Source organism: Paenibacillus sp. FSL H3-0333 (assembly GCF_038002805.1).
Taxonomy (GTDB): Bacteria; Bacillota; Bacilli; order Paenibacillales; family Paenibacillaceae; genus Paenibacillus_AQ; species Paenibacillus_AQ silagei.
In genome coordinates this window covers 4,138,333-4,163,518 of the sequence record NZ_JBBODG010000001.1, presented here as the reverse complement: position 1 = coordinate 4,163,518, position 25,186 = coordinate 4,138,333, and the positions used below count along the sequence as shown (strand labels likewise).

Here is a 25,186-nt window from a genome sequence, read left to right as displayed (position 1 = left end):
GTTATAATATTAATTGAGTAGTTGAATAGATAAAATCTATACCGAAACAACAATAGGGGTCTTTCTGCCCCATCCCCGGAGGAATCTTCATGAACCTTGTAAAGCTGCAAATCCTAGTTCTCATCGAAAAATATAAAAAAGTAACGGATGTCGCCGCCGAGATGAACCTTAAGCAGCCTACCGTCTCCTTCCATATGAAAAGTCTGGAGAGTGAGCTGGGTGCTTCCCTGTTCCAGTACCGGAGCGGCCGGGTCCTGCTGACGGATGCCGGACGCGCCTTGTATCAGTATGCGGTCCGTATTGTCTCGCTGAGCGCCGAGGCCGAGCGGACGGTCAAACAGTTCACCTCGCTCGCCTCGGGGAATCTGGAGCTTACCGCAAGCGATATCCCTGCCAGTTATCTTGTGCCCAAACTGCTGTCCCAATTCACACAGCAATATGACGGGATCGATGTCTACTTATCCGTACTGCCGGATGACGCCATCCGGGAACGTCTGCGCAGCCGGGAGATCCAGCTCGCCGTGCTGCATAGTGCAGAGGGCCAGGATGATACCTTCCATACGCAGGTGATTGCTGAAGAGGAGACCGTGCTGGTCTTTGCGCCGGAGCATCCCTTTGCCAGGGAGCAGGAGCTGACCGCCCAAGCCGTAGCCCGCGAGCCTTGGGTGCAGCATGAAGCCGCCTCCTTCCTGCGCGGAATCTCCGACCAGTGGGCACAGCTTAATAATGTAAGAGTCTGGAACCATGCGGTGCTGGGCTCGCCGGAGGCCGTCAAGGGGATGCTGTACACAGGCCGTATGGTGGGCGTGTTCTCCCGTTCCGGGATTGAGGGTGAAGTAGCGGCGGGCCGTCTGGCCTACGCCAAGCTGCCCGGAATTCTTCCGGCTGACGGATCCTTTGTGCTGGCCTGGCGCAAGGACTATACGCTTTCCCCGCTCCAGCAGGCTTTTGCTGGGATGGCAGCGAGTTCTGCACAAATAAACGGTATCCCCGGAGCGCCTGTGTAACTGCGCTAACGGGGATACCGTGTGATGGTGAACCTTATTATCTTTTGACAGCTACCAGGGTGAAGGTCTTGGGAATTCCCTTATCGTACACATCCGACGACAGATTGGGCTCCTCCACCAGCTCTCTTATCACCAGTCCGCTGGCAGCGGCAGCGGTAACCAGCTCGCCCAGCGTCCAGCGCCGCCAGTAGACGACATTCGGCTTGTCCGCCTCCGGTGCTCCTCCTGGAGAAGGCATGTATTTGGAATAGGACACCTGCTTCTCTTCAAGCGCCGTATCGAAATAATCCCCGCTCACCTTATGCTTACGCACCTTGGCCGTCGACCCCTTGGAGGAGATCAGCTTGGTCGTTACCGGATGGAAATCCCGCAGTACGAACGTTCCGCCCGGTGCCAGCAAGCGGTAGGCCGTAGCCATGAACGGAGTCAAATCCGTAAAATAGTGAACAATCCCCATTTCGGCAAAAACCGTATCATAAGAGCCGTTAAGTTGCGCTTCCGGCAGCTCCAGGACATCCGACACGATATAGTCAAGCTGCACTCCGGCCGCCTGCGCGAGTTCACCAGCATAACGGGCATTGGCCTCCGAGAAATCCGCGACAGTCACCTCAGCCCCTAGCAGCCCCAGCGCTACCGCCTTCATGCCGTTAGAGCCCATCAGATTCATGATCCTCCGGCCCTTCACTTCACCGAGATAGGTATTCAGCGGATACAGCTTCCCCGCAGGGTCCTTCGACAGCTTCTCCGCAGCCTCCGCAGGGGTTCCAAACCGGCTGGTCCAGGCCGCATAGGTATCCTCATTCCACAGCTCCTCGCTTGTAGGTGCCGCCTCCTTATTGAGGCCATCCGGTTCATTCTGATTAGGTTCATTCATTGCTTTCGTTACCCCTTTATCTATGTTCTATAAAATGTAATCAAGTTTGCCTCACGGGTCTGTCCGCGTATAAGTTAGGAAGCATTCGGCAGAGACTGCCGGAGCTTCAGCGCTTTCCTTCGCCCGGCATACAGATAGACGCCCAGCCCGGCCATGACCAGCACGCCGCCCGCCCACTGCAGGCCGCTAAGCTGCTCACCCAGCAGCAGGAATGCGAGAATACTCGCGCCAACAGGTTCTCCCAGAATATTCATCGAGACGGTAGTCGCCGACGTATATTGCAGTAGCCAGTTGAACAGGATATGGCCGAAGACGGTGGGCACCACCGCCAGCAGGACGAAGATGCCCCATTCCCGGGCCGGATAATCGAAGAACGGTGTGGCGGTCACGAGATTGTAGACGGCAAATACGGCGGCCGCAGCGATAAATACAATCAGGCTGTACAGATAGGACGGCATACGCGCCACCAGCTTTTGTCCAAGCAGCATATGTGCGGCTACCGCTACGGTTCCTCCAACCGACAGCATGTCGCCCTTCAGATTCTCAGCAGACAAGCCAATGTCTCCCCAGCCGATAAAAGTAACGCCGAAGATGGCAATCGCCATCCCCAGGATAGCAAAGACCGAATTACGCTCTTTATACAGTATGTACGCACCGAGCATAATGAATAACGGCTCCAGCGCCATAATCATCGTCGAGCTGGCTACCGAGGTATAATTCAGCGAACCCATCCACAGCAGAAAATGCAGGGCAAGCATGACACCGGACACTCCCAGCAGCAGCCAGTCCTTCCGCCGCAGCTGAAAGAGTGCGCCGCTATAGGGACGGGCGAACGGCAGCATCAGCAGCGAGGTGAACAGCAGCCGGTACATCCCTTGGACCGATACGGGCGCGGAGGACCATTTGATGAAGATGGAAGAAAACGAGATGGCCACAATTCCGATTACCATCAGGAGAGGCACGGGAACGGGCGGTTTATTGGTACGCATGACAGAACGCCCCTTCATAGGATGTAAGACTCATTATGTTAATTTAACGTAAATCGGCGAAAAAAGCAGCATTTTTTCAAAATATAGAATCTATATGTTGCTATTCAGCACAAACAAAGGCACAGAATCCGCCTCCGACGGGTTCCATGCCTTATATTTGTTCTCTTTACACTATGGTATATCCCAAATCCTGCGGATTTATCCGTGCAGCAGCGGAGAATACATCATCAGCGCGTGGTTCTCGGCCACCGCTTCGTCACCGGCCAGCTCTCCGCTATGCGTCAGCACTCTGCGGCGGATCGCATTGCGCCGGATATACCCGCCCCACGGCTCCAGGCTGATGCGGTGGCCATCTTCATAGACTTCGTAATGGTAGAGCTGCTGCCCTGAACAGCGCCATTCTCCGTGCAGATGAGTCTCATCCAGGTGCAGCTTAAGCTGATAAGCATGCTCTGTATCATTGCGCAGCTGGAGATCCAGATAATTATAGGCACAGGTAGCCCCGCTGCCAAAGGGCTGGGTCCGCTGCTCATCGGGGAAGACATCATAGCTGTGCCGGTGCCGCTCGGTAACCGTAAGCGGCGTATGCAGCGTCATCCAGTAGATCAGATTGGACAATTGGCAGAGCCCGCCGCCTGTGCCGGAACGGAACCCGCCATAATGGAGCACCATTCCGTCCAGGTAGCCTTTTCTTCGCGTCGGTTTGCCGATCCTGCGCCAATAGGAGAAGCTCTCGCCCGGTTGAATGACAAGCCCGTCCAGCTTCGCCACCGCGAGCCTCAGGTTCACGACTTTGTTGTGCTGAAGCTGCATATCCACATTGCGCAATTTGCGCAGCAGCGGTGTAGCATGGCTGGCCGCACCGTACGGCAGGGCTTCAATTCGCTGCTCTTTGGCTAGATGTCCGCTTGCTGTGATCCATTTCCAGTATCTTTTCCAGGTGAAATAACGCTTCCCAGCAAACAATCGCAGCTTGGAACGCCGGATCGGCTTCATAGCCTGCATCGTCATTGCTCATACCTCCCCCGTGTAGCAATTCTGCCGATTCAATAATTATATAATCCTCTACTCTGGAAGCTTCTCAGAGATTACCAGAATAAACGTAGCGAGCGGTCCCAGCAGCAATGACAATAGAAACCAGTTCATTCCGCTCCGGTTCTTCCCTTGCGCCAGTCCGGCATTAATCAGAGCCAGTGTACCCCAGCCTGCGTAATAACCATTCCCCATTCTAATTCCTCCTCTGTTTCCTGCAAATAGTAAAAGACCGGGCCTCCTTGCTCAAGAAGCCCAGTCTTCAGTATACCTAATCCTTATGAGAAAATCTTACTTTCCCCGCTTATTATGCCAGATCAGGGCATGCAGCTGCGGCAGCACCCGTGCGCGGTTCATCTGCGGATCGGCAATGACCAGGCCGAACAGCCATTCCAGCCGCCCCAGCAGACGGCCTGAGATGTCACCTTCCTCGGTGACGTTATCGTTACCCGGCTGCAGGAACAGCGGGACCTCAGGGTACCTGAAGTGAACCTTGCGGGCATACTCATAATCCTCCTGGTTAAAAACAACCACCTTCAGGCTATGCGCAGCCTTGCCGTTATCAGCGATTCTATGCATAATCTCATCCAGCTTATCCCAGTTCGTCTGCATCCCGGAGCTGGGCGGCTTGGGGCTGATCGTCAGCATATCCACCTCATGGAACCAGTCTTGCCAACGGCTGCCCTGCGTCTCAATCGCCGCCTGGATGCCCCGCTCGTGGAGGAGGGAGATGAATTCGCCCATCGCCTCCCCGATCAGTGCCGGGTTCCCCCCGGAGATGGTCACACAATTGAAATTCTCCCCGGCCAGCTCCAGCAACCCGGAGAGAATCTCCTGCGGCGTAAGCATCGTTACTTTATCCTTAGCCGAGCCGTCCCAGGTGAAGGCGGAATCGCACCAGCCGCAGCGGTAGTCGCAGCCGTAGGTGCGGACGAACATCGTTTTGACGCCAATGACCGCCCCTTCCCCCTGGATTGTCGGGCCGAACATTTCAATGACCGGGATTCTACTCATTATCGCAGCCTCCATACAGCCGGTAAGCCGGTCCCTCCTCGGGGATATCTGCTGCCAGCACCTCAGCCCAGGAGGTCGGAGTCTCCCATAGCTTGACCGAATACACCGGCAACGCCGCTTGCTTCAGCTCATAGGCAATATAGGCAGACAGATTCTCCGCAGTGGTGCGGAAGGAGAGCGTCGCTACCTTGGAGCCGGTCGCCATCAGCGTCTCCAGCACAGGCTCATTGCCCATCGCCAGAAAAGCATGATCCAGACGCCCAACCACCGCCCCCTGCACAGCCGCCTTAATATCGCTGAAATCGATGACGAACCCTTCATCCGACTGCCCTTCTACCACGGACGGCACGCCCTTCAGCACTACCTCAAGCCTGTAGGTATGTCCGTGCAGATTACTGCATTTCCCCTTGTGTCCGATCAGCTGATGGGCAGCGTCGAAGGTGAATATTTTGCAGACCGCTACTTCGCCCCGCATTATAGTCCCGCCTCCTGACGCTCTGCCTCATATTGCTCCAGACCCCGCTTACGCAGAAGACATGCCGGACAGGTGCCGCAGCCGCTGCCGATGATTCCGTTATAGCAGGTCAGGGTCTGCTCCCGGACATAATCGAACTGGCCCAGCTCGTCTGCCAGCTTCCAGGTTTGCTTCTTGTCCAGCCACATCAGCGGGGTATGAATGACGAACTCCACATCCATGGACAGATTAAGCGTGACATTCAGCGACTTCACGAACACATCACGGCAGTCCGGGTACCCGCTGAAGTCCGTCTGGCAGACCCCGGTGATAATGTTGGAGTAGCCGAGCTGCTTGGCCAGAATGGCCGCGAAGGACAGGAACAGCAGATTACGTCCATCCACGAACGTGCTGGGCAGCTCTTCCCCTTCACCTGCGGTAATGTCAATATCATCCCGGGTCAAAGCGTTCGGAGCCAACTGGTTCAGCAGCCCCAGGTCCAGAATATGCTGCTTCACGCCGAACCTTGCGGCAATCGCCTTGGCGACTTCAATCTCGGCCGCATGGCGCTGATTATAATTGAACGTGACCACCTGAACCTCCTGGAATTCCTGCAATGCCCACGCCAGGCAGGTCGTGCTGTCTTGGCCGCCGCTGAAGACGACTAATGCTTTTCTATTTACCATAATGATCTCTCCTCCTTATTGCTCTGTGAAGCTGGCTTCTGCGGATTAACGGTTGTCCACTTTCTCGGGATACAAATCATGATTCATCAGCCGGTGCTCGGCCATCGCCTCATATTTGGTTCCCGGACGCCCCCAGTTGCAGTAAGGATCGATGGAAATACCGCCGCGCGGCGTGAATTTGCCCCACACTTCGATATAACGCGGCTCCATCAGCGAGATCAGATCATTCATAATAATGTTGACACAGTCCTCATGGAAATCCCCATGATTGCGGAAGCTGAACAGATAGAGCTTCAGTGACTTCGATTCCACCATTCGGATATCAGGAATGTACGAAATATACATCACCCCGAAATCCGGCTGACCGGTCACGGGACACAGGCTGGTGAACTCGGGACAGTTGAATTTGACGAAATAATCGCGGCCGGGATGCTTGTTATCAAACGCCTCCAGAATCCCCGGATCATAGCCGAACTTGTACTGCGTGCCTTGGTTGCCCAGCAGGGTAACCTCCTGCATTTCCTCTTGCATTCTGCCTTCTGACATGACAAAAAACCCCTCTCTTTTCCCTAGGCCCCTGGCCTGAACTGGAAAGAAGAACGAGATTTCGAAAACCTGGCTCTACTAAGATAGCTTAGTTTTTTATAGAGGGAGTTCGCGAACCTCTCCTGCGCGCGGCGCAGATTCCTTCTTTATCTTGGTGCGTCTTGAACTATACCATGATTACAGCGGGCTTGACAACCCTCACAGCTGATCCAGAATCAGCGAGCACAGCAGTCCCATCGCAGCGATGAACCCCGTGAGCGGCCCCCCTTCTTCGTAGGCTTCGGGCATCATGCTGGAGGACACCATAGCAATAATCCCTCCTCCGGCAAAAGAGGCAATCAGCGCTTCCGTATACCCGCTTGCGTGATCCATGAACTCATATCCCGCCCCTGAGGCCAGTGTGGAGATAGCGAGTACGCCGAGCCACAGCAGCATAATCTTGCCTTTGCCATAGCCGTCCTGCTTCAGTCCAGCCGTGCTGGACAAGCCTTCGGGAATATTGCTGATGAAGATGGCAATGACCAGCAGTACGCTAACGCCTTGACCGGCAATGAGGCTTGCGCCGATCATGATTGATTCAGGAATCGCATCCAGTACCGTTCCGGCAAAAATAGCCAGCCCTCCGCCCTTGGCATCACTCTTCCCTGAAGACGCTCTGGCTGAGCGCTTACGTCCGGCTCCGCCCTTGCGCGAGATCAGCCAGTCGAACACCGTGAACACCAGCGCTCCAGCGGTGAACCCGATAATCGTCGGGGCCAGTCCGCCGTCACTGGCCGAATCCTCTAGCAATTCATACGCCGCCGCGCCGATCAGGACACCGGTCCCGAACGCCATAATGAAGCCGATCAGCTTATTCGGAATCCGCAGGAATAAGGCCAAGAGTGCGCCAATCAAGACCGCCGAGCCGGAGACTGCGCCCCATAACAATGCGTTTCCCATCCGCTTCACCTTCTTATAAGATATTGGCATTATTACAATGCATAAGAATAGTTTACACACGAATGAAGAACGGCAAACACCTTGCATAGTTCAACTAATTTGCACGGATTCATTTGCATGGAAAGGGGTAACTTAGAATTAACAATCTCTATTAACCGAAGGATGGGATCATACTATGGAAGCAAACGTACAGAAGCTTATAGATTGGCTGGAAGCCCGGAAGGATACAACGCTGGTCATCGAAAAGCAGGAGCTGGATGACCTGGACACCGTCCACTTCAAGCTGGAGACCGTTGACTACCGGAACGCTGACGATGTCATTGATGATTACCTGGACAGTGCAGTCATACTGCGCGGTACAGGCAGTACCTTGAATGCGGATGGTGAGCTTGTGCCTCTGCCGCAGCCGGGATATGAGCTGGCAGTGAGCGGACTAGAGCTTCATGAGGTATCCGAGGCCAAGGTGGATCTGCAAACGAGCCGGGCGAAATATTCACTGGCTGTAAGCTGATTATCCGGCGGCTCCGGCCGTAAGAATCTAAAGAGGGTGCAGTCCTAAACCAACATTCCGGCTTAGGACTGCACCCTCTTTTTCCACAACTATCGTCTATAGTTCTTCCCCTATAATCTCTACTTCCGTCTCCAGCTCCACATCGAACTTGTGCTTCACCGCTGAGCGTACATGCTGGATCAATCCGATATAATCGCTGGCCGTTGCATTGTCGGCGTTGATAATGAAGCCCGCATGCTTGCGTGAGACCTCTGCACCTCCGATGCGCGTCCCCTGGAGTCCGCTCTCCTGAATCAGCTGCCCCGCGAACCGGCCCGGCGGCCGCTTGAATACACTGCCGCAGGACGGATACTCCAGCGGCTGCTTCGATTCCCGGAGATAGGTTAACTCATCCATGGACGCCTTAATCGCGGCAGGATCGCCTGGAAGAAGCGCAAATCTGGCCTCCAGCACGATATACTTTCCGCTGGAGAAGATACTTTTGCGGTAGCCCCATTGAAGCTGGTCGCTGTGCAGGGTCACAAGCTGGCCGTCCGGGTCAACGACAAGCGCACTGTGCAGCACATCCTTCACTTCCCCGCCGTAGGCTCCAGCATTCATATATAGCGCCCCGCCTACCGTGCCGGGGATGCCACAGGCGAATTCCAGACCGGTCAGCGCCTGCTCCAGCGCATAGCCCGAGACATCGATAATCTTCGCCCCGCACTGCGCATAGAGCAGGCCGCCACGGATGCCCATCTCTGACAGATCGGAGGTCTGGAGCACGATGCCGCGGATGCCTCCGTCCCGGATAATGACATTGGAGCCGTTTCCGAGAATTGTAAGCGGGATCTGATGATCCTGGGCATAAGCATAGATACTCTGGATCTCTTCATATGTAACAGGAGCAGCCAAAATATCTGCTTCGCCGCCCATGCGGGTATAGACCAGATTCTTAAGGCTCTCCCGGCGTTTCAGTGAGCCTGCTGTAACAAGCGGCTGCAAATCCTCATATATGTTGTCAATATTCATTCTTCATGCTCCTAACTCTATGAACAAGATAATGGTGGGGCTCATCGCCGGCCAATCACGCCTCAGCAACCACAACTTTAACAACGAACAGGCTCCCTTGTCAATGACAGGAGCCTGTTACGAAGCTGCATACAGCATTATTATGTTTCGAAATTCCCAATTATACCCTATTCTCCAGCCGCTGCGCGCTCGGCACGGAATTCCTCCCGCCGTGCGGACCGCTCCTCCTCCTTCATCCGGGGGCAGGTATAACACAGCCGTCCGCCCTCAGTCCGGTAATACATACAGCAGCGGTTACGCAACTGAACCGTCTGCTGCGGGTCCGTGAGCGATTCAATTCTCCGTACCTTCACCTGGAACGGATTCCGCGGCATCCCGAATACGGCAGCGGGCAGCTCATCCTTCAGATACGCGTAATCCTCCTCCAGCCGGCGAAGCAGGAGCGGATCTGTCAGTTCAGCGGCAAAGGCTTCCGCATAATAGTTGAATTTGGTCGGCAGCTGCCCCCAGATCTCCCCGGGCGAAAGTCCGCTCACCTGTGAAGCCATCCGGATCAGCGGCCCGGCCGTGCTCTGGTAGAAGCTGGTGAGCGCCTCATTGCGCCAAGCCTTCCGGTCCGGCTCATCTGCCGGAGCTTGTACCATCCCCCATTCACGAAGCGAGAAGGCAATTCTGCAGTAGCCATCTGCCGGAACAAGATGCAGTTGAAGGTTCCGTAAGCTGAAGTCCGGTACGCACAAGAAGCCGGTCACGGAATACTGGACCGCGAGTGCAATAATGCTCAGATAACCGCCGAAGTACGCACCGGCCGCTTTATCGTCAAGCGCCTTCATCAGCGGCCGGTAAGCCTCCATGAAGGTCCTCATCCCCGCCTCTTCTGCCAGCTCAGCAGCAGCGAAGGAATACACGGCTCCCTCCGGCACCTCAAGATGGAGGTCAAATTTAGACTTATATTCTTGCCTCAGGAATTCATTCATGTTCCTCTCCTACAGCCCGGCAACTTTGTACGCAGCCAGCTCGTAAGGCAGACAGAGCGGCACACCTGTACGCGGATCAGGTACAATATCCGCCTCAATGCCGAATACCTCGCGCAGCACCGCCGGTGTCATTACCTCATTCGGAGCGCCTTCGCTGATCACATTACCGGATTTGATCGCTACCATATGCTGCGCGTAACGGGAGGCATGGTTCAAATCATGGACAACCATAATAATTGTCCGGCCTTCCTGCTCATTGAGCTTCTGCAGCAGCTGAAGCACCTCCAGCTGATGGGCCATATCCAGGAAGGTCGTCGGCTCGTCAAGGAACAGAATATCCGTCTGCTGGGCCAGCGCCATGGCGATCCAGGCCCGCTGCCGCTGTCCGCCGGAGAGACGGTCAATCGGCCGGTCACGGAATTCATTCATGCCGGTCAATTCAATCGCCTCGGCAATAATGCTGCGGTCTTCAGGCGTCAGGCTGCCGAAGCCCTTCTGATGCGGATACCGTCCATACCCTACCAGCTCAGATACCGTTAAGCCGTCCGGGGCCGTAGGATTCTGCGGCAGAATCGCCAGCTGGCGGGCCACCTCTTTGGTGGAGAGATTGTGAATGGACTTCCCGTCAAGCATTACATTGCCGCTCTTCGGCTTCATGATCCGGGCCATTGTCTTCAGAATCGTGGACTTCCCGGAGCCGTTCGCCCCGACAAGCGCTGTAATCTTCCCTGTCGGAAGCGATAGATTCAGCCCCTTTACAATCATAGTCTCCGCATATCCGATGCTCAGCTGCTCTGTATTTAAACGTTCCGACATGATAAACACTCCTTAGATTTTTTTAATATATACATCCCTGTACTACGCTTTCGATGTGGCCAAAAGATATAAAAAGTACGGTGCTCCAATAATCGCTACTACGATACCAGTAGGTACCTCCGCAGGCTGCAGGATCCAGCGACCGATCGTATCTGCCGTAAGCAGCAGCAGGGCTCCGATCAGGGCAGCCGCAGGCAGCAGGATCTGATGGCGCGGGCCGACCAGCCTGCGGGCCAGGTGCGGCGCAATTAGCCCGACAAAACCAATGCTGCCGCTTACCGATACACAGGCTCCTGCCAGCGCAACAGCCGCAGCCAGCAGCCACCGCCGTTCCCGTTCGAGCGGTAGGCCCAGTCCCTTGGAGAGCTCATCGCCCAGATTCAGTACGTTGAGCACCCGGGCTTTGTAGAATGCGAAGGGCAGCAGGATCAATATCCAGGGTAGAAGGGCCAGCACAAACCGCCAGTCTCCGCCCCAGATTTTGCCGGCCAGCCAGATAGCTACGAACTGATAATTCTGCGGGTCGAGTCTTAATGACAAAATAAGCTGAAAAGCGTATATCCCGGCACCCACAGCAATCCCGATCAGGATCAGCCGTGTCGGCGAGAGCCCATCCTCCCTCCTGTAAGACAGGAAGTAGATCAGTGCTGCAGTAAGCGTGGCCCCTGCAAGCGCCAGTAGCGGAAGCACGAGGATCGGAGCTGCTGTAGTAGCCGGTACAAAGGAGATAAAGATCAGTACAGCGAATCCGGCTCCGGCATTGATCCCCAGGGTGGAAGGCTCAGCGAGAGCATTACGCGACAAGCCTTGCAGAATTGCACCGGCTACCGCGAAGCCTGCACCAATCAGCAAGGAGATCACGATCCGGGGCAGCCGGAAATCAAACAAAATCAGCTGCTGCTGCTTGGTGCCGTTGCCGGATAGGGTATGTAGAACTTCGAGCGGTGTCAGACGCATTAAGCCGGTATTCATACTGACCAGAAACAGAATGACGATAAGCACAGCAAGCAGTGTCAGAATACCAGCCTCTCTGGAAAGGCGCGGCTTGGCCGGGGGGAATGAGGTGGAACGGTTCATTTCAGCTCCCCCTTGCGTTTGCTGGCCAGATAGATGAAGAACGGTACGCCGAATACTGCAATTAAGGCACCTATTGGTGTTTCGTATGGCGCATTAATCATCCTGGCCGCAATATCGGCCACCAGGACCAGAATGCTTCCAAGGACTGCGGAGCAGGGAATAATCCAGCGGTAGTCAACCCCAACGAGGTAACGCGTAATATGCGGAATCATTAATCCGACAAAAGCGATCGGCCCTACCGTGGAGACTGCCGCTCCGGCGAGGATGACGACAATAATCATCCCTGCAGTCTGTACCAGACCGGTGCGCTGTCCGAGACCTGCTGCAACATCCCTGCCCAGGCTCAGTAGCGTAATCGAACGCGACAACATCAGTGCACCGATCAGGGCCGCCGCGACCCAAGGAGATATTACCTGCAGCTGCTTCCAGCTCGCTCCTCCAATCCCCCCGGCCATCCAAAAAGCGATATCCTGGGAGAGGCTGAACAGGATAGCAATGCCCTGACTAACCGCCAGCAGCATGGCGCTTACTGCCGCACCGGCGAGGGTCAGCCGAAGCGGGGTCAGTCCGCTATGGGAGAGCGAACCGATCCCGAATACCAGCAGTGAGGCCACAGCCGCTCCAAGGAAGCAGTACAGCATGATGTACGCGAAGGATAATGTTGGCGCGAAAGCAAAAGCCAGAGCCAGTCCAACGCCCGCACCTGCATTAAGACCAAGCAGTCCGGAATCCGCCAGCGGGTTGCGGGTCATCCCCTGCATAATCGCACCGGCAACGGCAAAACATGCGCCGACCAGCGCTCCTGCGGCAGCCCGGGGAATCCGCAGCTCCCGGATGACCTGATGCTGGGGCAGCTCCGGATTGAACCGGAACACCGCCTCCCATACGGTAGCCAGCCGGATATCCGCCGCACCGACCGATACGGATACCATCAGGCCGAAGACAATCGCTGCTATTCCCAGCACCAGAATAACAGCAGCGGCAAGCGGCCGCGACCGGACAGATGTGTTCCCTTCAACAGAAGGAGCTTGTAGAGCAGAATCTGTGGATGAAGCCATATGCCGTCTCCTTATCAGGATTATTAGGGAAATATAGATGATTATGATTCTCATTATCGCAAAGATATGAATATTGTTCAACTTAAAAAAGAGGCAGCCTTCTATATCCTGAGGATATAAAAGCCTGCACCATTCTCCGGCCGGTAAAGAACCTATTTCACAAAACTGCTCAGAATATCATCGATGGTCTTGGTATTGGCTATAGGACCGCTGTACAGCCAGCTGGTATCTTTGCCGAATTCATGAACATTCCCTGCTTTAACGGCCGGGATTCCCTTCCAGACTGCACCTTCTGTAATCTCAGCTCCGCTTGCCTTGTCACTGTTCACCAGAATGATATGCTCTGCAGTCAGCTCAGATAATTTCTCCAGTGAAATCGGGTTCCACGGTGCTCTGGATTCTGCAGGAATGTCGGTCACGAGATTTGGGAGCTTCACTCCAAGATCGCCATACAATACCGCACCGCTGCTGCGGGTCTCGTCCACGATGAAGAAATTCTTAGACACCAGCCACAGAACCGCTACTGAATCATCACCAATCGCCTCAGATACAGCCGCTTTGGCCGAAGCCGCTTTCTGGTCATAATCTGCAATAGCCTTCTCCGCTTCCGGTGTCTTATTGAGCAGCTCACCGATCTTGAGCAAGGCCGCACGCCAGTCACTGCTGACCTCGTCGCCGAGTACATAGGTTGGTGCGATTTTGTTCAGCTGGTCATAAAGACCGTTCTGAACCGAGCCCTCCGACTGGACGATGTGGAAATCCGGCGTGAAGCTGGTGACGGCTTCAAGCGGCAGGTCATAGCTGATCGGCGGAACGTCCTTAAGCTCAGCAGCGAGGTAAGCCTGAGTACCATTCTTCGTAGACCACTGGGCAACCGGAGTCACGCCGAGTGCTACCAGATAATCCTCCAGATAAGAAGCAATTACACGCTGCGGATTAGCGGGAACGGTCACCTTATGTCCCATTGCATCCGTTACGGTCTTCTCCACAGCGGGTGCTGCAGTTGCTGCAGGTACCGCTGTGGCCTCCGCAGTCGCTTCTGCGGTTGCCGCAGGTGCGGTGCCTGCTCCACCGTTACTGCCTGCGTTGCTATTATTATTTCCGCAAGCGGACAGCAGCAGTGTTGTAGTCATAAGTCCGGCCACCGCCAGCTTCCCGCTTCTTGATCCTTGCAGGTTGAACGAAAACATTGAATACCCCTCCAGTATGTTACCCTCATGATTGGCAAAAGCCCTGTTACCTTCATCTTGTCTATACTGATGATATTGATTCTCATTCTCTATGTCAACCAATAACTTTTAATAACGTAAAAACGGCCGTCTCCGCATTAAGCAGAAACAGCCGTCTTCCTATAATCTTCTATATTATTTATGCAGATGGAAAGGAACCGTGGCGATGACAATGTCCTTCTGATTCATCAGATAAGAGCGGATGAACAAGCTGGTCTGATTATGCAGCACCGCCTGCCACCAGTGCTTGGTCACGAATTGCGGAATCAGGACGGTAATATGATCGGTTGAAGAGGTCTTCCACTCTACTGTATCGATGAACTTCACCAGCGGACGGATAATGCTGCGGTAGCGGGAGCGCAGGACGATTAGGCGTACGCCGGGGTTCCACTCCTCCCACTTCTGCTCCATCTTGTGAATCTCTTCTTCATCGAAGCCTACATATACAGCGACCACATTATCGGTCAATGACTTCGCATAGCTGATCGAATGCAGTACAGCGCGAGTCACACCGGCGACCGGAACGACTACGGTGCTTCCTTTGATACAAGGCTTATCGGTAGCCGGACAGATCCGTAGCTGATCGGCAATATTCATATAATGGCGGTGAATCCGGTGGAACACGATGATAACAGCCGGCAGGAAGATAAAGGCCATCCACACGCTGGAGAATTTAGTGATTATGAAAATCAGGGTGATCGTTAATGTAGTGAGCATCCCCACCGTATTGACGGCGAACTTGCTCTGCCAGCCTTTCGGCTTCGTTCTGTACCATTGGACCATCATGCCCAGCTGCGACAGCGTGAACGGAATGAATACCCCTACTGCATATAATGGAATGAGTCCTTCCGTATTCCCGTGAAACGCCGCCACCAGCACAGCCGACATGACACCGAGGAAAATAATACCGTTGGAGAAGCCCAGCCGGTCGCCGCGCACCATGAAGGCATGGGGCAGATATTTGTCTTTGGCGAACATGAACGCCAGCAGCGGGAAGGCTGAGTACGCCGTATTGGCTGCCAGGAACAGGATAACCGCCGTAATCCCCTGAATGAAGAAGTACAGTCCGCCGCGGCCGAAGGTAGATTCGGTAATCTGTGAGACCACCGTGGCCTTCTCATCAGGCATGATACCGTACCAGTAAGCGAGCAGCGTAATACCTGTGAACATTACCCCGAGAATGAGGCCCATGAGCATCAGCGTTTTGGCTGCATTTTTCTCCGCGGGCGCTTTGAAGTTAGGAATAGCATTGGAGACCGCTTCTACCCCGGTCAGAGCCGAACAGCCGGAGCTGAAGGCCTTCAGCAGCAGGAACATACTCACGTTCGATACCGCCGAGCCAATCTCAGGAACATGGGCATGGGCGCCGCCGGTCATATATTTGAAGACCCCCGAGATGATGAGCACGAAGATGGAAACAACGAACAGATAGACCGGGATAGCGATGAAGGAGGCCGATTCGGTCACTCCCCGCAGGTTAACAATCGTTAAGAGCACGATAACAGATACCGCTATCAGAACACTATGATTATGCAGACTTGGAAAAGCTGAAGTGATTGCATCCGTCCCCGCCGAGGCGCTTACCGCCACCGTCAGAATGTAATCCACCAGAAGAGAGCCGCCGGCCAGTAAGCCGGTATGAACCCCGAGGTTGGTTTTGGCGACAATATACGCGCCCCCGCCTTGGGGATAAGCGAAGATCGTCTGCCGGTAGGATAGAATCAGAATGGCCAGCAAGCCCAATACGGCTAATGCAATTGGCAAAGAGTACCAGATAGCGGTGAACCCGGCGGCCACCAGTACAATCAGAATTTGTTCTGTTCCGTAGGCTACAGACGAGAGCGCATCAGAAGACAGGACAGCCAGTGCTTTCACCTTGGATAACTTTTCATGATCGAGTTCGTTCGACTTCATCGGACGCCCGATCAATAGTCGTTTTACCTTGCTTACCATTGTAGTAACAGTTCCTCTCTTGGTTAAGTTGAAATGGGCTTTCCCTGCGCTGTTTTCATAAGTGGATTTCATAAATGCAGGCACCAAAATAAGCATACGGAAATGATCCGCATGCCTAATGTGCATGGTCATTATCCCACTTGTGGCTTACGAGGTTAGCTGGCGGATTCGGACTGTGGTAGCCCTACGGTTACAGGTCAGGTAGCCTGCTCCGATTCACCCCTTTTGGCCTTGGCCAAAGTGTGGTTCCCCCGTTTTTCCTTCCGGAAAATTCAGCGCATATTCAACTTCTCACAAGGACTAATATTAAGCTACAACACGTCTTCCGTAAAGCGTGGAAACAAATGAAAAAAGAATGAAAAGCACTCAAAACAACCAAATCCATCATCCGGTATGTCTTGATCTTTCATTCTCTTTCATTATCCCTTTACCACGTGATTTTACAGGGTTTTTGCCTATTATTTTTTGCTAAAATTAAGGGTATTCTCTTCTCTTCCTTCTGCCCGTCAGCTTCTTACTCTGCCGGCTCCTCTTTGCGTCCTGTCCAGAGCAGAATGGAGATTAAGGCAAAGGCTATAAGTGCAAGCAGAGGGATCGTTATAAATCCGAACCAGTTCAGATAATCCTTGTTGCACGGTACGCCGATGGTGCAGGGAAGCACCTTGCTGAGCGCCGGAATTTTTTGCTCCGCATAATGATATATGGAGATGCTGCCGCCGATCAGACTAAGGGGAAGCACGTAAGGAATGATCCGCTTGTCCGCCCGGTAGGTGGCGATCCCCAGCAGGAACAGCTGCGGGTACATGAAGATCCGCTGGAACCAGCACAGCTTGCAGGGCTCGTAATGCAGGACCTCACTGAGATACAGGCTTCCCGCTACAGCAACCACACAGACGAACCAGGCCAAGTAGAGACAGTTACGCCGGCAGAAGGCAGAGAAGGCGGTCATTGGGCGGCCCCTGCTCCCGCTGCTGCTGCCTGAATCTGGGCGTCAATCGCCTCCATATTGAAAGGCTCCTTCACCTTGATGCCGTTCACGTACAAGGATGGCGTATTCGTTACGCCCGTATCGGTGCCAAGCTGAATATCCCGGTCCAGCTCCTTCTCATAGGTGCGGTCATCAATATCCTTGCGCAGCAGATCATAATCCACCGGCAGTTCCAGCTGCTTGGCGAGACTCACCATGAAGTCGGGCGTAGCCCATTCCTCCTCTTCATTCCCCTGATTGGCGTAGATCGCATCGAAGTACTTCCAGAACGCTTCCTGGTTCTGATGATACACCGATAGGGCTGCCAGGGAGGCCGTTCTCGAATCCTTGCCGATGAAGGCCAGATTCACGAAATAAAAGGCTGCTTTATTCTGATCTACATAGCCCTGAACGATCTGCGGCTTGATGACACCGGTGAACTGGGCGCAAGCCGGACATTTGAAGTCGCCGAATTCCACTATTTTGACCGGAGCATCCTCCTTGCCAAGCCGCATCATTTCACTGTAATTGAAGGCAACCGGCGTGCTGTCTGTGCCGGCAGGCGAAGAGTCCTTGGAAGCAAGCATGAATAAGCCTACAAAAATAATAATAACGATGGCCACCGTACTCACGATCAGAATTCTCGTTTTCTGCTTCTGCTGCTCCTGCTCTGCCCTGCGCTTCTCCTGCTTGCTCATTTGGGGAGCCATGACACGGTTCTTTTTCGTTTTGCTCAAAGAGAGTTCCTTTCCGTCCTCTGGACTGTCGTGATAAAAGAATAGTTACTTTCAAATTATATAATGTTAACTCTCTTGTTGGCAATCGCTGTCTTATACGGCTTCATTCTCCTCCGCTGACTCCCCCTCCCCTGTATCCTTGCCGAAAAATACCTCCGGGGAATCCTCTTGCGACTGCAGCTTAATTCTGAAGAAGAATTGTGTGCCGCCCCCTTCTGCCGGCTCTGCCCAGATCTCTCCTTGCATCAGGTCTACAAGCTTCTTGCAGATCGCAAGGCCCAGACCCGTGCCGGGGTACTTGCGGGTATGCGACCCGTCCACCTGCGAGAAGGACTGGAAGAGCAGCTGCAGCTTATCCGGTGAGATGCCAATGCCGGTGTCGCGCACCATGAATTGCAGCGCCTGAGCGGTCTCCCTGACGCCATAGGACTCCACCTTAACTGTTACCGTGCCGGATGGCGTGAATTTCACCGCATTGCCGATCAGGTTGATCAGAATCTGGCGGATACGCGCAGGGTCCCCGGTGAACTTGTCCGGAAGCCCTTCTTCGATCTCCAGCTCCAGAGATAACGGCTTGTCTTGTGTGCTCACCATGAACAAGTCCATACAGCCCTGGAGCAGCGCCTTTAGCCCGAAAGAATCCTTGTTCAGCGAGAGGGCATCCGCCTCCAGCCGGGAGATATCGAGAATATCGCTCATCACATGCAGCAGAGCATGGCTGCTTGTACTCTGAAGCCGTAGGAGCTCCAGATGCTCAGGATTGCTGATCTCCTCGGCCAGCAGCTGGTTGACGCCGATAATGCCGTTCAGCGGCGTGCGGATCTCATGGCTCATGGTGGCGAGGAACTCGCTTTTCATCGTCACCGCACTCTCCGCGGCATCCCTGGCCTCCAGCAGCTCATACTGATACTTCATCAGGGCAGTCACATCCTCGGCCACAATATAGACCCACTGCTCCGTATGATGCAGCAAAGGAAAGACGGTGACACTACAGATCAGCTGCTCCCCGCCTTTGCTCCGTACCTTCAGCTCCAGCTTGGAGGACTGCCCCCGTGAAGCGCGCGTTATGGCCTCCCGTACGGCCGCTTCATCCCGTTCGCTGTATAGTATCGCCTTATAATTCCCCAGTTCTTCGCTGCTATATCCGGTAATGTCCCGCAGAGCAGGATTAGCACTGATTATCTTCTTACGGGCAGGATCAATGCAGATCACCATATCAGGGTTATGCTCGAACAGCGCAGTATACCGCTGCTCATTGAAGGCGGCTGACTGGAGTACCCGCTGCCGGTCCCTGTACAACAGAGCAAGGACGATCGACACAATGAACAGGAAGGAGCCACAGAGGATCATTCCCAGTATCGAATCCTGCAAATAGAGCACGTGCGCGGCTGCACTGGACGGTTCTCCTAGAGGGAATGAAGCGCCCGCCATGGCAGCGTAATGGATGCCTGTGAACGCGCCGGTCAGGGTCAGGACAAGCAGCAGCTTTTTGAAGCTGAACATATTGTAGGCCTGCTCCAGCCACTTCGGATCGTAGGAAGCGGTGACCACCGGAACGATCAGGGCGAACAATACCGCCAGAATAATAGAAAAGGCGCCTTGCTCATACGTTGCCGTAAGTCTCATGGACAGAATGCCGCTGAAATGCATAATCAGGATGCCGCTGCTGAACAACAGGCCGCCCAGAGCCCGATAGACCCTGCTGCGGGTGTGCGGGTTATTCAGCATAGCTAACAGCATATATGAAGCTGCCACGGGAATCACTAGAGAGAACGCCAGTAACGGCAGATTATATGATACCGGAACGGCCATATCCATTGCGCGCATCCCGATGAAATGCATGCTCCACAGGCCTGTGCCAAGCACCAGGGAGATGAGCAGGATGAACCGGGAGCTCCGCTGGCCGCGAAGCAGACGTTCCGTCAGATCGAGCGCCGTGAAGCAGGAGAGAAAGGCTATCGCAACCGACAAGAGGACAAGCAGATCATTGTAATTGTTGTGAGGATGTTCCAACGCTCCCGCCCCTTTCTTGAATCGGATAGATTACATGTATTTACACTTCCTTACCCGCCTTAAATCCGGCCGAATCGGAGACAGGTCAGAACCATTCGTCCTTATAATGACAAAAAAGCACAGCGCTGTAGTAGCGCCATGCTTATATTGTATGCAGCAGCTTATGCTCCGGCTTCTTCCGTCAATAACTGCAGCTTCAGCAGCTTGATCCGGGAAATCCGCTTATTATCGGTTTCTTCGACCACGAATAAATGATTGTCGAACTCAAAGGACTGGCCCTTTTGCGGCGGATTGACCTCCAGCTTGGAATACAGCCAGCCGCCGATCGTATCATAATCATCAGTCTCCATATGGATTCCGAGCTTGTCGTTAATCTCTTCAATCAGCATCAGTCCGTCAACGGAGAACTCATCCTCTCCCAGCTGCTCAATGCCGGGCCGCTCCTCGTCGAACTCATCCTGAATCTCACCGACAATCTCTTCCATAATATCCTCCAGTGTAACCATCCCCGAGGTACCGCCGTACTCATCAATAAGAATGGCGATCTGGGTCTTGGCACGCTGCATGACCTTCAGGAGGCTGCTGATCTGAATCGATTCCGGTACCGTCAAAATCGGACGGATCAATTCATTATAGCTCGGCGCCTTCTCCCGGATCATATCCTTAATATGAATGAAGCCAAGAATATGGTCCTTGTCTCCGTCACAGACCGGATACCGGGTTCTCATGCCATCGAAGGCAATCTCCAGATTCTCCTCCGTCTCCAGATGCGTGTTCAGACAGATCATCTCGGTACGCGGAATCATAATCTCCCGGGCCATGGTGTCGGCAAATCCAAAAATATTATCCACCAATGTCATTTCTGTGTTGTCGATGAGGCCGCTTTTGTTACTCTCCTGCATCAGGATGCGGATTTCTTCCTCCGTATGCGCAGTAGCCAGCTCGGAAGCCGGTGTCAGACGGAAGATCCGCAGCAGTCCCCGGGCCAGCCCGTTAACCACCCAGATGAATGGAAACATGATCCGGTAGAAAACGTTCATCGGTCCCGCAGTTAACAGAAGCACCGCCTCAGCCTTATTCACAGCAATGGTCTTCGGTGCAAGCTCGCCGAGTACGATATGGAGAACCGTGATGAACATGAAGGCAATAATCAGGGAGATGACAAATACAGTAGTATCATCAAAGCCCAGACCCCTGACCAGCGGCCCCACAATCGTGGCCACGGCCGGTTCTCCGAGCCAGCCCAGTGCAAGTGAAGCAAGGGTTACCCCAAGCTGGCAGGCCGACAGGAAGCCATCCAGATTATGGACGATGCTCCTTGCGGCCAGCGCTCTCTTGCTGCCTTCCTCAATCAGCGATTCAATGCGCCCGCTGCGCACCTTCACCATCGCGTACTCCACCGAAACGAAAAAACCGTTAAGCAGCACAAGCAAAATAATAAGTCCTACATGTAATATACCGGGTAAAGGGTCGCTCAATTTATACTCCTATCCACCGTAATCTGTACGGCTGGATAGGCCCACCTCCTTCGTTTGCTCAAAATGTCAGACTCGATTACGCTAAAAGAACCCTTGCGTATCAATTCCCCAATGCCCTCATCTCCTATACAAAATCACGGATTATAAATAATACTTTCATTATATAAATATATTAGGTGAAACAGCAAGCATGCGTGTCCCCTCGAAAAATACAGCATATGTACGTACGGGAGCATAAGTAACGGCTGACCGCCTCAAACCAAGGCGGACAGCCGTTTTTGGATGATTCTATGGATAAATGGCCGAAAAAAGCGGATTAGCAGTTGCGCACTCCAAGCGGATTCCCGACAACGCCCGGATATTGATAGACAAGCGGCTCTTCGAAAGTAGCGTAATCAAAGTTAACCATCAGCAGCACTACCCGCTGGCCGGTAGCCCGGTCGCTGATAATCAGGTGGTCACGGCCCGCAGCTTCCAGCACCCCTGTATAGACCTTGGCATTCCAGTCTTTGTTGTTCTCATACGTGAAATAGAAGGTGCCTACCTTGCCCAGGTTCAGGCGGAAAATGTTCTCCACGTAGGACTGTTCAAACACAGGTGCGGCTGTTGAGACCACCGTGCCGCCAGGCAACATGGGACTGCCGCTGCTGACCTGGGGCGGCATGCCGACCATGTTTCCCATATTCCCCATGTTTCCCATTTTCCCCATATTCCCGATGTGCCCCATGTTGTTCATGTTATTCATGTTCTCCATATTATTCATATTGTTCATATTGTTCATACTGCCTGCTGGATTGCTGCCCATCATATAAGGAACTGGGCGGTACGGTTGAACGATCATGTACGGATTACCTCCTAAAGTGTAATAACTGCCTTGTCTTGCCTAGTATACTGCCGGACAATCTCCCTGTGTCGGAGTGAAGAAGCAGTGAGCCTTGTAGCGTCCGGTATTCTGCTGATTGTACCAGGTCGCCGGACAGTCGCCGACAGGGCGGAAGAACCAGAGCGCATTCGAGGCCGGCCAGGTTCGCTCCCCGGCAATCGCACGTTTCGCCAGCCGGATATCGGCTTCCCGCGCCCGTTGATAGAAGTATCCCTTCTGCGGGGCTTCGAAGCCGCCGGGGCTCTGGTACACCATGTCGTTCACACTGCGGATGTTGTTGAAATCCAGACAATTTCCAAGAATCCGGTTCACGCCGACATTGCCGACCATCAGCATGCCTGACTCCCCATCCTCTTCAGCCTCTGCCCGCATCAGCCGTGCAAGCACTCTAACGTCCTCCGAGTTTGTTTTGATGACAGCCACGCGTTCTCCTCCTTACATTCATTTCATGGACGGGTGAAGCTATGCAAACTATGTGATTCTCCGTTGTTCTTTTGCTGCTCGCTGTATTGTATGTGTATTCGCCCAGGAGGTGACAGTCTGCGCCCAATTTCCTGCTTCCTCTTCTTCCATCTCTATGCCGGATACACGCAAAAACCCCCTGGCTCCACAGCGGGAACCAGGGGGTCCTATCACCATCTATAATACATTGCCATCTTAGCTACTCCGCCGTGGAGTAGTGAGGACGCCGCTGAAAGCCATGATACCGTGTCCCCTGATACGTCAGTATGCCTTGATCCCCCTCAGCACTCATCCCGTATTCCTGTCCCTCCACCTTGAATTCCCTGCGCACCCCATCCTCAGCTTCATAGGTCAGATAGTAGGTGGTGCTGGTCCGGCTGGAGAGACTATCCTCCTGGGACTGCTGCTGGCGCACTTCGGTCCGCTTGCTCACGATACGGGCGGGAATGGACTGCAGGGGGGCATTATTGTTCCGGCTCCACTGAAGCAATCCCCGGCCAGCAGACACAGCGATGATCCCCACGACCAGAGCGAGAAAGACCGGCAATACCGTTCCTGTAAAATCGAACAGCCAGGATGGATCACTCCCCGTTCCCATTGTCTCTTCCCCCTTATTCCCAAGTAGTTAGCACACCTGCCCTATAGGCTTCTCTACATGTATATGCCTCTTGTCTGCAAGACAGCACCGGTAGAAACGGCAAAAAGACCATTCAGGCTCCGGTACTGCGGGAGCTCAAATGGCCTTCTATAATACCCGAGTGGCGGTTAGATTAAGCATGTACGAGGTCTAACAGTTGTCTGGTTTCGTTCGTTTCTTCCGGCATCATGCCGTTCTCTGCCCAGCAGGCTTTGCATTGTTCTTCAGTCTGGCACAGGTGAGCGTCATCGCAGTTGTAGCACAGTTGCATCAGGTTTCTAGTCATATAATCCGTTTCAAAAGTTGTCATTGTAATCTCTCCTCTTCGGGTTGGAAGTTTGTTTGAAAGTTTGTGAAAAAAGTAACTTGTTCTCTATGTGTTAAATATATCACAGGATTCAAAGTTTGTCATGTGATTTTTTTCACATTTTTAAAGAAAATTTTAAATAAGATTTTTCCTTATATTGTAGAGGCCTTTAAGCGGATTTAATGTGAAAAAAGAGGCTGTCCGTCAGAACGGACAACCTCTTGTACAGTATTACATTACACGCCAGCTCTCGCCGCCGTTAGTGGTCTGAAGCAGGATCGACTTGCGGTCCTCCTCCTTCGAGATCAGCAGCCAGCCGACGTCACTTGAAATGAACTGCAGCTTCACTACCTCCGGATACTCCAGGAGCTTGGATTGAAGCACCGTGCTGGCCGGGAGGGCCGTCCAGGTCACTCCTTGATTCACCGTCTTATAGAGCAGATTGCCTTCCAGCGACCAGCCTGTCATGGCATTCAGGAAGTCGGGGGCCACATTCCGGTTCATGCCGGATAGCGCCGGCCGCCCGAATGTGGTGAATTTCCAGTTCTCTCCCCCATTGGCGGTAAAATAGCCGTTAAAGGTCATGCTGCCTTCCTTTTCCTTCTGACAGCCGACCGGCATCCAGCCCCCCGCTGCATGTTCTCCGAAGAATTCAGGGACACCTGTAACCACCCGGTCACATCCGGCAAAGCTGTCATTGACCAGGAATTCCGAACCCGATACCCAGGTCGCTCCTCCGTCCCTGGTCATATAAATCTTGGGCAGAGCGCCGGTCTGCAGCATAACAAACCCCCGGCTCTCGTCATTAAAGATCATCCCGGTCGTTACCCCCGCATGCGGTATGGAACTAGTCGGCAGATTCGGATTATACTGCTCATTCTGCATCACCAGATTCCAGGTGGCTCCGCCATCCTTGGTAGCATACAAGGCTTTGCTCTCTTTGGTTGCACTTGCATCCCACTTGGTCATCAGCCAGCCGCTGCGGCTAGAGCTGAAATAGATGGAGGACAGCTTGTTGGAATCGGGGAACGCTGAGATCTGCCAGCTGTGTCCACCGTCTGTGGTACGCAGCACCACGGTCTCGGTGGAGCCGAACGAGCTGCGGATGATCCAGCCATGCTCGGGGTCGGTGAAAAAAATCTCTTTGCCGTAGACCGGATTGCTTAGAAATTGTACATTCGTAGCTGGAGAGATATTCGCCCAGGTCTTGCCGTTATTCAGCGTCATGTACATTCGAAGCTCGTTGCGCGTTACCCCCCAGGCTAGTCCTGCTGAGGGGTTGAGCAGCCGGAAATCGGTCAGCCGCGTCTGAATCTGATATTTCTTTGCATTTTCGGGTTCGACATTCTTGTTATCCGGGGTAATGACTGTAATCATCTGCCCTTCTTCCGGCGCTTCAGTCGGCTGAGGAGGCCGGGTAGCCTCCGGCGGAGGGGCGGACGAGCAAGCCGAGAGAATCAGCAGAGTCATAAGAAGCATCAACGCCACTCTTAGAACCTTGGAACATGAAGCTTTGGCTGACAATGCTC

General features: G+C 53.7%; 27 protein-coding genes and 2 riboswitches. Of the genes, 2 read left to right on the top strand and 25 right to left on the bottom strand.

Annotated elements, in window-relative coordinates; all coding sequences use genetic code 11:
* Positions 1-89: 89 nt before the first annotated feature.
* On the top strand, positions 90-1,007 hold the full coding sequence (locus MHH78_RS18885) for a LysR family transcriptional regulator (RefSeq protein WP_076079261.1): 918 nt from the start codon (positions 90-92) through the stop codon (positions 1,005-1,007).
* 37 nt (positions 1,008-1,044) lie between these two features.
* Here MHH78_RS18885 and MHH78_RS18880 read toward each other — a convergent pair whose 3' ends face one another.
* The 9 genes from MHH78_RS18880 to MHH78_RS18840 all read right to left on the bottom strand — a co-directional run bounded on the left by MHH78_RS18880 (position 1,045) and on the right by MHH78_RS18840 (position 7,541).
* Complete coding sequence (locus MHH78_RS18880) at positions 1,045-1,881, bottom strand: class I SAM-dependent methyltransferase (protein WP_076079262.1); 837 nt, start codon at positions 1,879-1,881, stop codon at positions 1,045-1,047.
* A gap of 74 nt (positions 1,882-1,955) precedes the next feature.
* Positions 1,956-2,870 carry a DMT family transporter gene (locus MHH78_RS18875; RefSeq protein WP_341168401.1) on the bottom strand — a complete coding sequence of 305 codons (915 nt, stop codon included), beginning with the start codon at positions 2,868-2,870 and terminating at the stop codon, positions 1,956-1,958.
* Positions 2,871-3,068: 198 nt separating this feature from the next.
* Positions 3,069-3,881, bottom strand: coding sequence for a VanW family protein (locus MHH78_RS18870; protein ID WP_341168400.1), 813 nt, complete (start codon positions 3,879-3,881; stop codon positions 3,069-3,071).
* Between the two features lie 54 nt (positions 3,882-3,935).
* Positions 3,936-4,097: a hypothetical protein gene (locus MHH78_RS18865; protein ID WP_209989982.1), complete on the bottom strand. Its 162-nt coding sequence runs from the start codon at positions 4,095-4,097 to the stop codon at positions 3,936-3,938.
* 96 nt (positions 4,098-4,193) lie between these two features.
* The gene (queE, locus tag MHH78_RS18860) at positions 4,194-4,916 is read right to left on the bottom strand and encodes a 7-carboxy-7-deazaguanine synthase QueE (protein WP_341168399.1); all 723 of its coding nucleotides are present in this window, start codon (positions 4,914-4,916) and stop codon (positions 4,194-4,196) included.
* On the bottom strand, positions 4,909-5,391 hold the full coding sequence (locus MHH78_RS18855) for a 6-pyruvoyl trahydropterin synthase family protein (RefSeq protein ID WP_341168398.1): 483 nt from the start codon (positions 5,389-5,391) through the stop codon (positions 4,909-4,911). Before MHH78_RS18855 ends, queE begins: the two co-directional genes overlap by 8 nt.
* Positions 5,391-6,056: a 7-cyano-7-deazaguanine synthase QueC gene (gene queC / locus MHH78_RS18850; RefSeq protein WP_340993125.1), complete on the bottom strand. Its 666-nt coding sequence runs from the start codon at positions 6,054-6,056 to the stop codon at positions 5,391-5,393. Before queC ends, MHH78_RS18855 begins: the two co-directional genes overlap by 1 nt.
* Positions 6,057-6,101: 45 nt before the next feature.
* Positions 6,102-6,602 carry a preQ(1) synthase gene (gene queF / locus MHH78_RS18845; protein WP_036726570.1) on the bottom strand — a complete coding sequence of 167 codons (501 nt, stop codon included), beginning with the start codon at positions 6,600-6,602 and terminating at the stop codon, positions 6,102-6,104.
* A gap of 82 nt (positions 6,603-6,684) precedes the next feature.
* Positions 6,685-6,728, bottom strand: a riboswitch (PreQ1 riboswitch).
* A gap of 72 nt (positions 6,729-6,800) precedes the next feature.
* Positions 6,801-7,541 carry a ZIP family metal transporter gene (locus MHH78_RS18840; RefSeq protein ID WP_076079268.1) on the bottom strand — a complete coding sequence of 247 codons (741 nt, stop codon included), beginning with the start codon at positions 7,539-7,541 and terminating at the stop codon, positions 6,801-6,803.
* A gap of 175 nt (positions 7,542-7,716) precedes the next feature.
* On the opposite strand from MHH78_RS18840, the gene MHH78_RS18835 reads away from it, so the two are divergent.
* On the top strand, positions 7,717-8,052 hold the full coding sequence (locus MHH78_RS18835; RefSeq protein ID WP_341168397.1) for a hypothetical protein: 336 nt from the start codon (positions 7,717-7,719) through the stop codon (positions 8,050-8,052).
* A gap of 96 nt (positions 8,053-8,148) precedes the next feature.
* On the opposite strand, the gene murB is transcribed toward MHH78_RS18835, so the two are convergent.
* From murB to MHH78_RS18755, 16 genes are all read right to left on the bottom strand, one after another.
* Positions 8,149-9,063 carry a UDP-N-acetylmuramate dehydrogenase gene (gene murB / locus MHH78_RS18830; RefSeq protein ID WP_341168396.1) on the bottom strand — a complete coding sequence of 305 codons (915 nt, stop codon included), beginning with the start codon at positions 9,061-9,063 and terminating at the stop codon, positions 8,149-8,151.
* Positions 9,064-9,230: 167 nt separating this feature from the next.
* Positions 9,231-10,040 carry a (2Fe-2S)-binding protein gene (locus tag MHH78_RS18825; RefSeq protein WP_341168395.1) on the bottom strand — a complete coding sequence of 270 codons (810 nt, stop codon included), beginning with the start codon at positions 10,038-10,040 and terminating at the stop codon, positions 9,231-9,233.
* 9 nt (positions 10,041-10,049) lie between these two features.
* Complete coding sequence (locus MHH78_RS18820) at positions 10,050-10,856, bottom strand: ABC transporter ATP-binding protein (RefSeq protein ID WP_036726562.1); 807 nt, start codon at positions 10,854-10,856, stop codon at positions 10,050-10,052.
* Between the two features lie 42 nt (positions 10,857-10,898).
* Positions 10,899-11,933 carry a FecCD family ABC transporter permease gene (locus tag MHH78_RS18815; protein ID WP_341168394.1) on the bottom strand — a complete coding sequence of 345 codons (1,035 nt, stop codon included), beginning with the start codon at positions 11,931-11,933 and terminating at the stop codon, positions 10,899-10,901.
* Positions 11,930-12,991, bottom strand: a complete 1,062-nt coding sequence (locus MHH78_RS18810; protein WP_339257241.1) for a FecCD family ABC transporter permease — start codon at positions 12,989-12,991, stop codon at positions 11,930-11,932. The genes MHH78_RS18815 and MHH78_RS18810 overlap by 4 nt, the downstream gene beginning before the upstream one ends.
* 152 nt (positions 12,992-13,143) lie before the next feature.
* Entirely contained in the window at positions 13,144-14,181 is a 1,038-nt protein-coding gene (locus MHH78_RS18805) for an ABC transporter substrate-binding protein (protein ID WP_341168393.1), read from the bottom strand.
* A 174-nt stretch (positions 14,182-14,355) separates the two neighbouring features.
* Complete coding sequence (locus MHH78_RS18800) at positions 14,356-16,173, bottom strand: APC family permease (protein ID WP_339314571.1); 1,818 nt, start codon at positions 16,171-16,173, stop codon at positions 14,356-14,358.
* Positions 16,174-16,301: 128 nt separating this feature from the next.
* Positions 16,302-16,461, bottom strand: a riboswitch (cyclic di-AMP (ydaO/yuaA leader).
* A gap of 226 nt (positions 16,462-16,687) precedes the next feature.
* On the bottom strand, positions 16,688-17,122 hold the full coding sequence (locus MHH78_RS18795; protein ID WP_076079276.1) for a disulfide oxidoreductase: 435 nt from the start codon (positions 17,120-17,122) through the stop codon (positions 16,688-16,690).
* Entirely contained in the window at positions 17,119-17,877 is a 759-nt protein-coding gene (locus MHH78_RS18790) for a DsbA family protein (RefSeq protein ID WP_341168392.1), read from the bottom strand. Before MHH78_RS18790 ends, MHH78_RS18795 begins: the two co-directional genes overlap by 4 nt.
* Positions 17,878-17,970: 93 nt before the next feature.
* Positions 17,971-19,890 (bottom strand): sensor histidine kinase, encoded by a 1,920-nt coding sequence (locus MHH78_RS18785; RefSeq protein WP_341168391.1) that lies wholly within the window; start codon positions 19,888-19,890, stop codon positions 17,971-17,973.
* 161 nt (positions 19,891-20,051) lie between these two features.
* Positions 20,052-21,368, bottom strand: coding sequence for a hemolysin family protein (locus MHH78_RS18780; protein WP_341168390.1), 1,317 nt, complete (start codon positions 21,366-21,368; stop codon positions 20,052-20,054).
* Between the two features lie 316 nt (positions 21,369-21,684).
* Entirely contained in the window at positions 21,685-22,077 is a 393-nt protein-coding gene (gene gerQ / locus MHH78_RS18775) for a spore coat protein GerQ (protein WP_341170343.1), read from the bottom strand.
* 174 nt (positions 22,078-22,251) lie between these two features.
* Positions 22,252-22,674, bottom strand: coding sequence for a cell wall hydrolase (locus tag MHH78_RS18770; protein ID WP_036726550.1), 423 nt, complete (start codon positions 22,672-22,674; stop codon positions 22,252-22,254).
* A 238-nt stretch (positions 22,675-22,912) separates the two neighbouring features.
* Positions 22,913-23,311, bottom strand: coding sequence for a DUF2500 domain-containing protein (locus MHH78_RS18765; protein WP_076079279.1), 399 nt, complete (start codon positions 23,309-23,311; stop codon positions 22,913-22,915).
* Positions 23,312-23,483: 172 nt separating this feature from the next.
* Complete coding sequence (locus MHH78_RS18760) at positions 23,484-23,660, bottom strand: hypothetical protein (protein ID WP_179090460.1); 177 nt, start codon at positions 23,658-23,660, stop codon at positions 23,484-23,486.
* A 228-nt stretch (positions 23,661-23,888) separates the two neighbouring features.
* Positions 23,889-25,136, bottom strand: a complete 1,248-nt coding sequence (locus MHH78_RS18755; RefSeq protein ID WP_341168389.1) for a WD40/YVTN/BNR-like repeat-containing protein — start codon at positions 25,134-25,136, stop codon at positions 23,889-23,891.
* Positions 25,137-25,186: the final 50 nt, after the last annotated feature.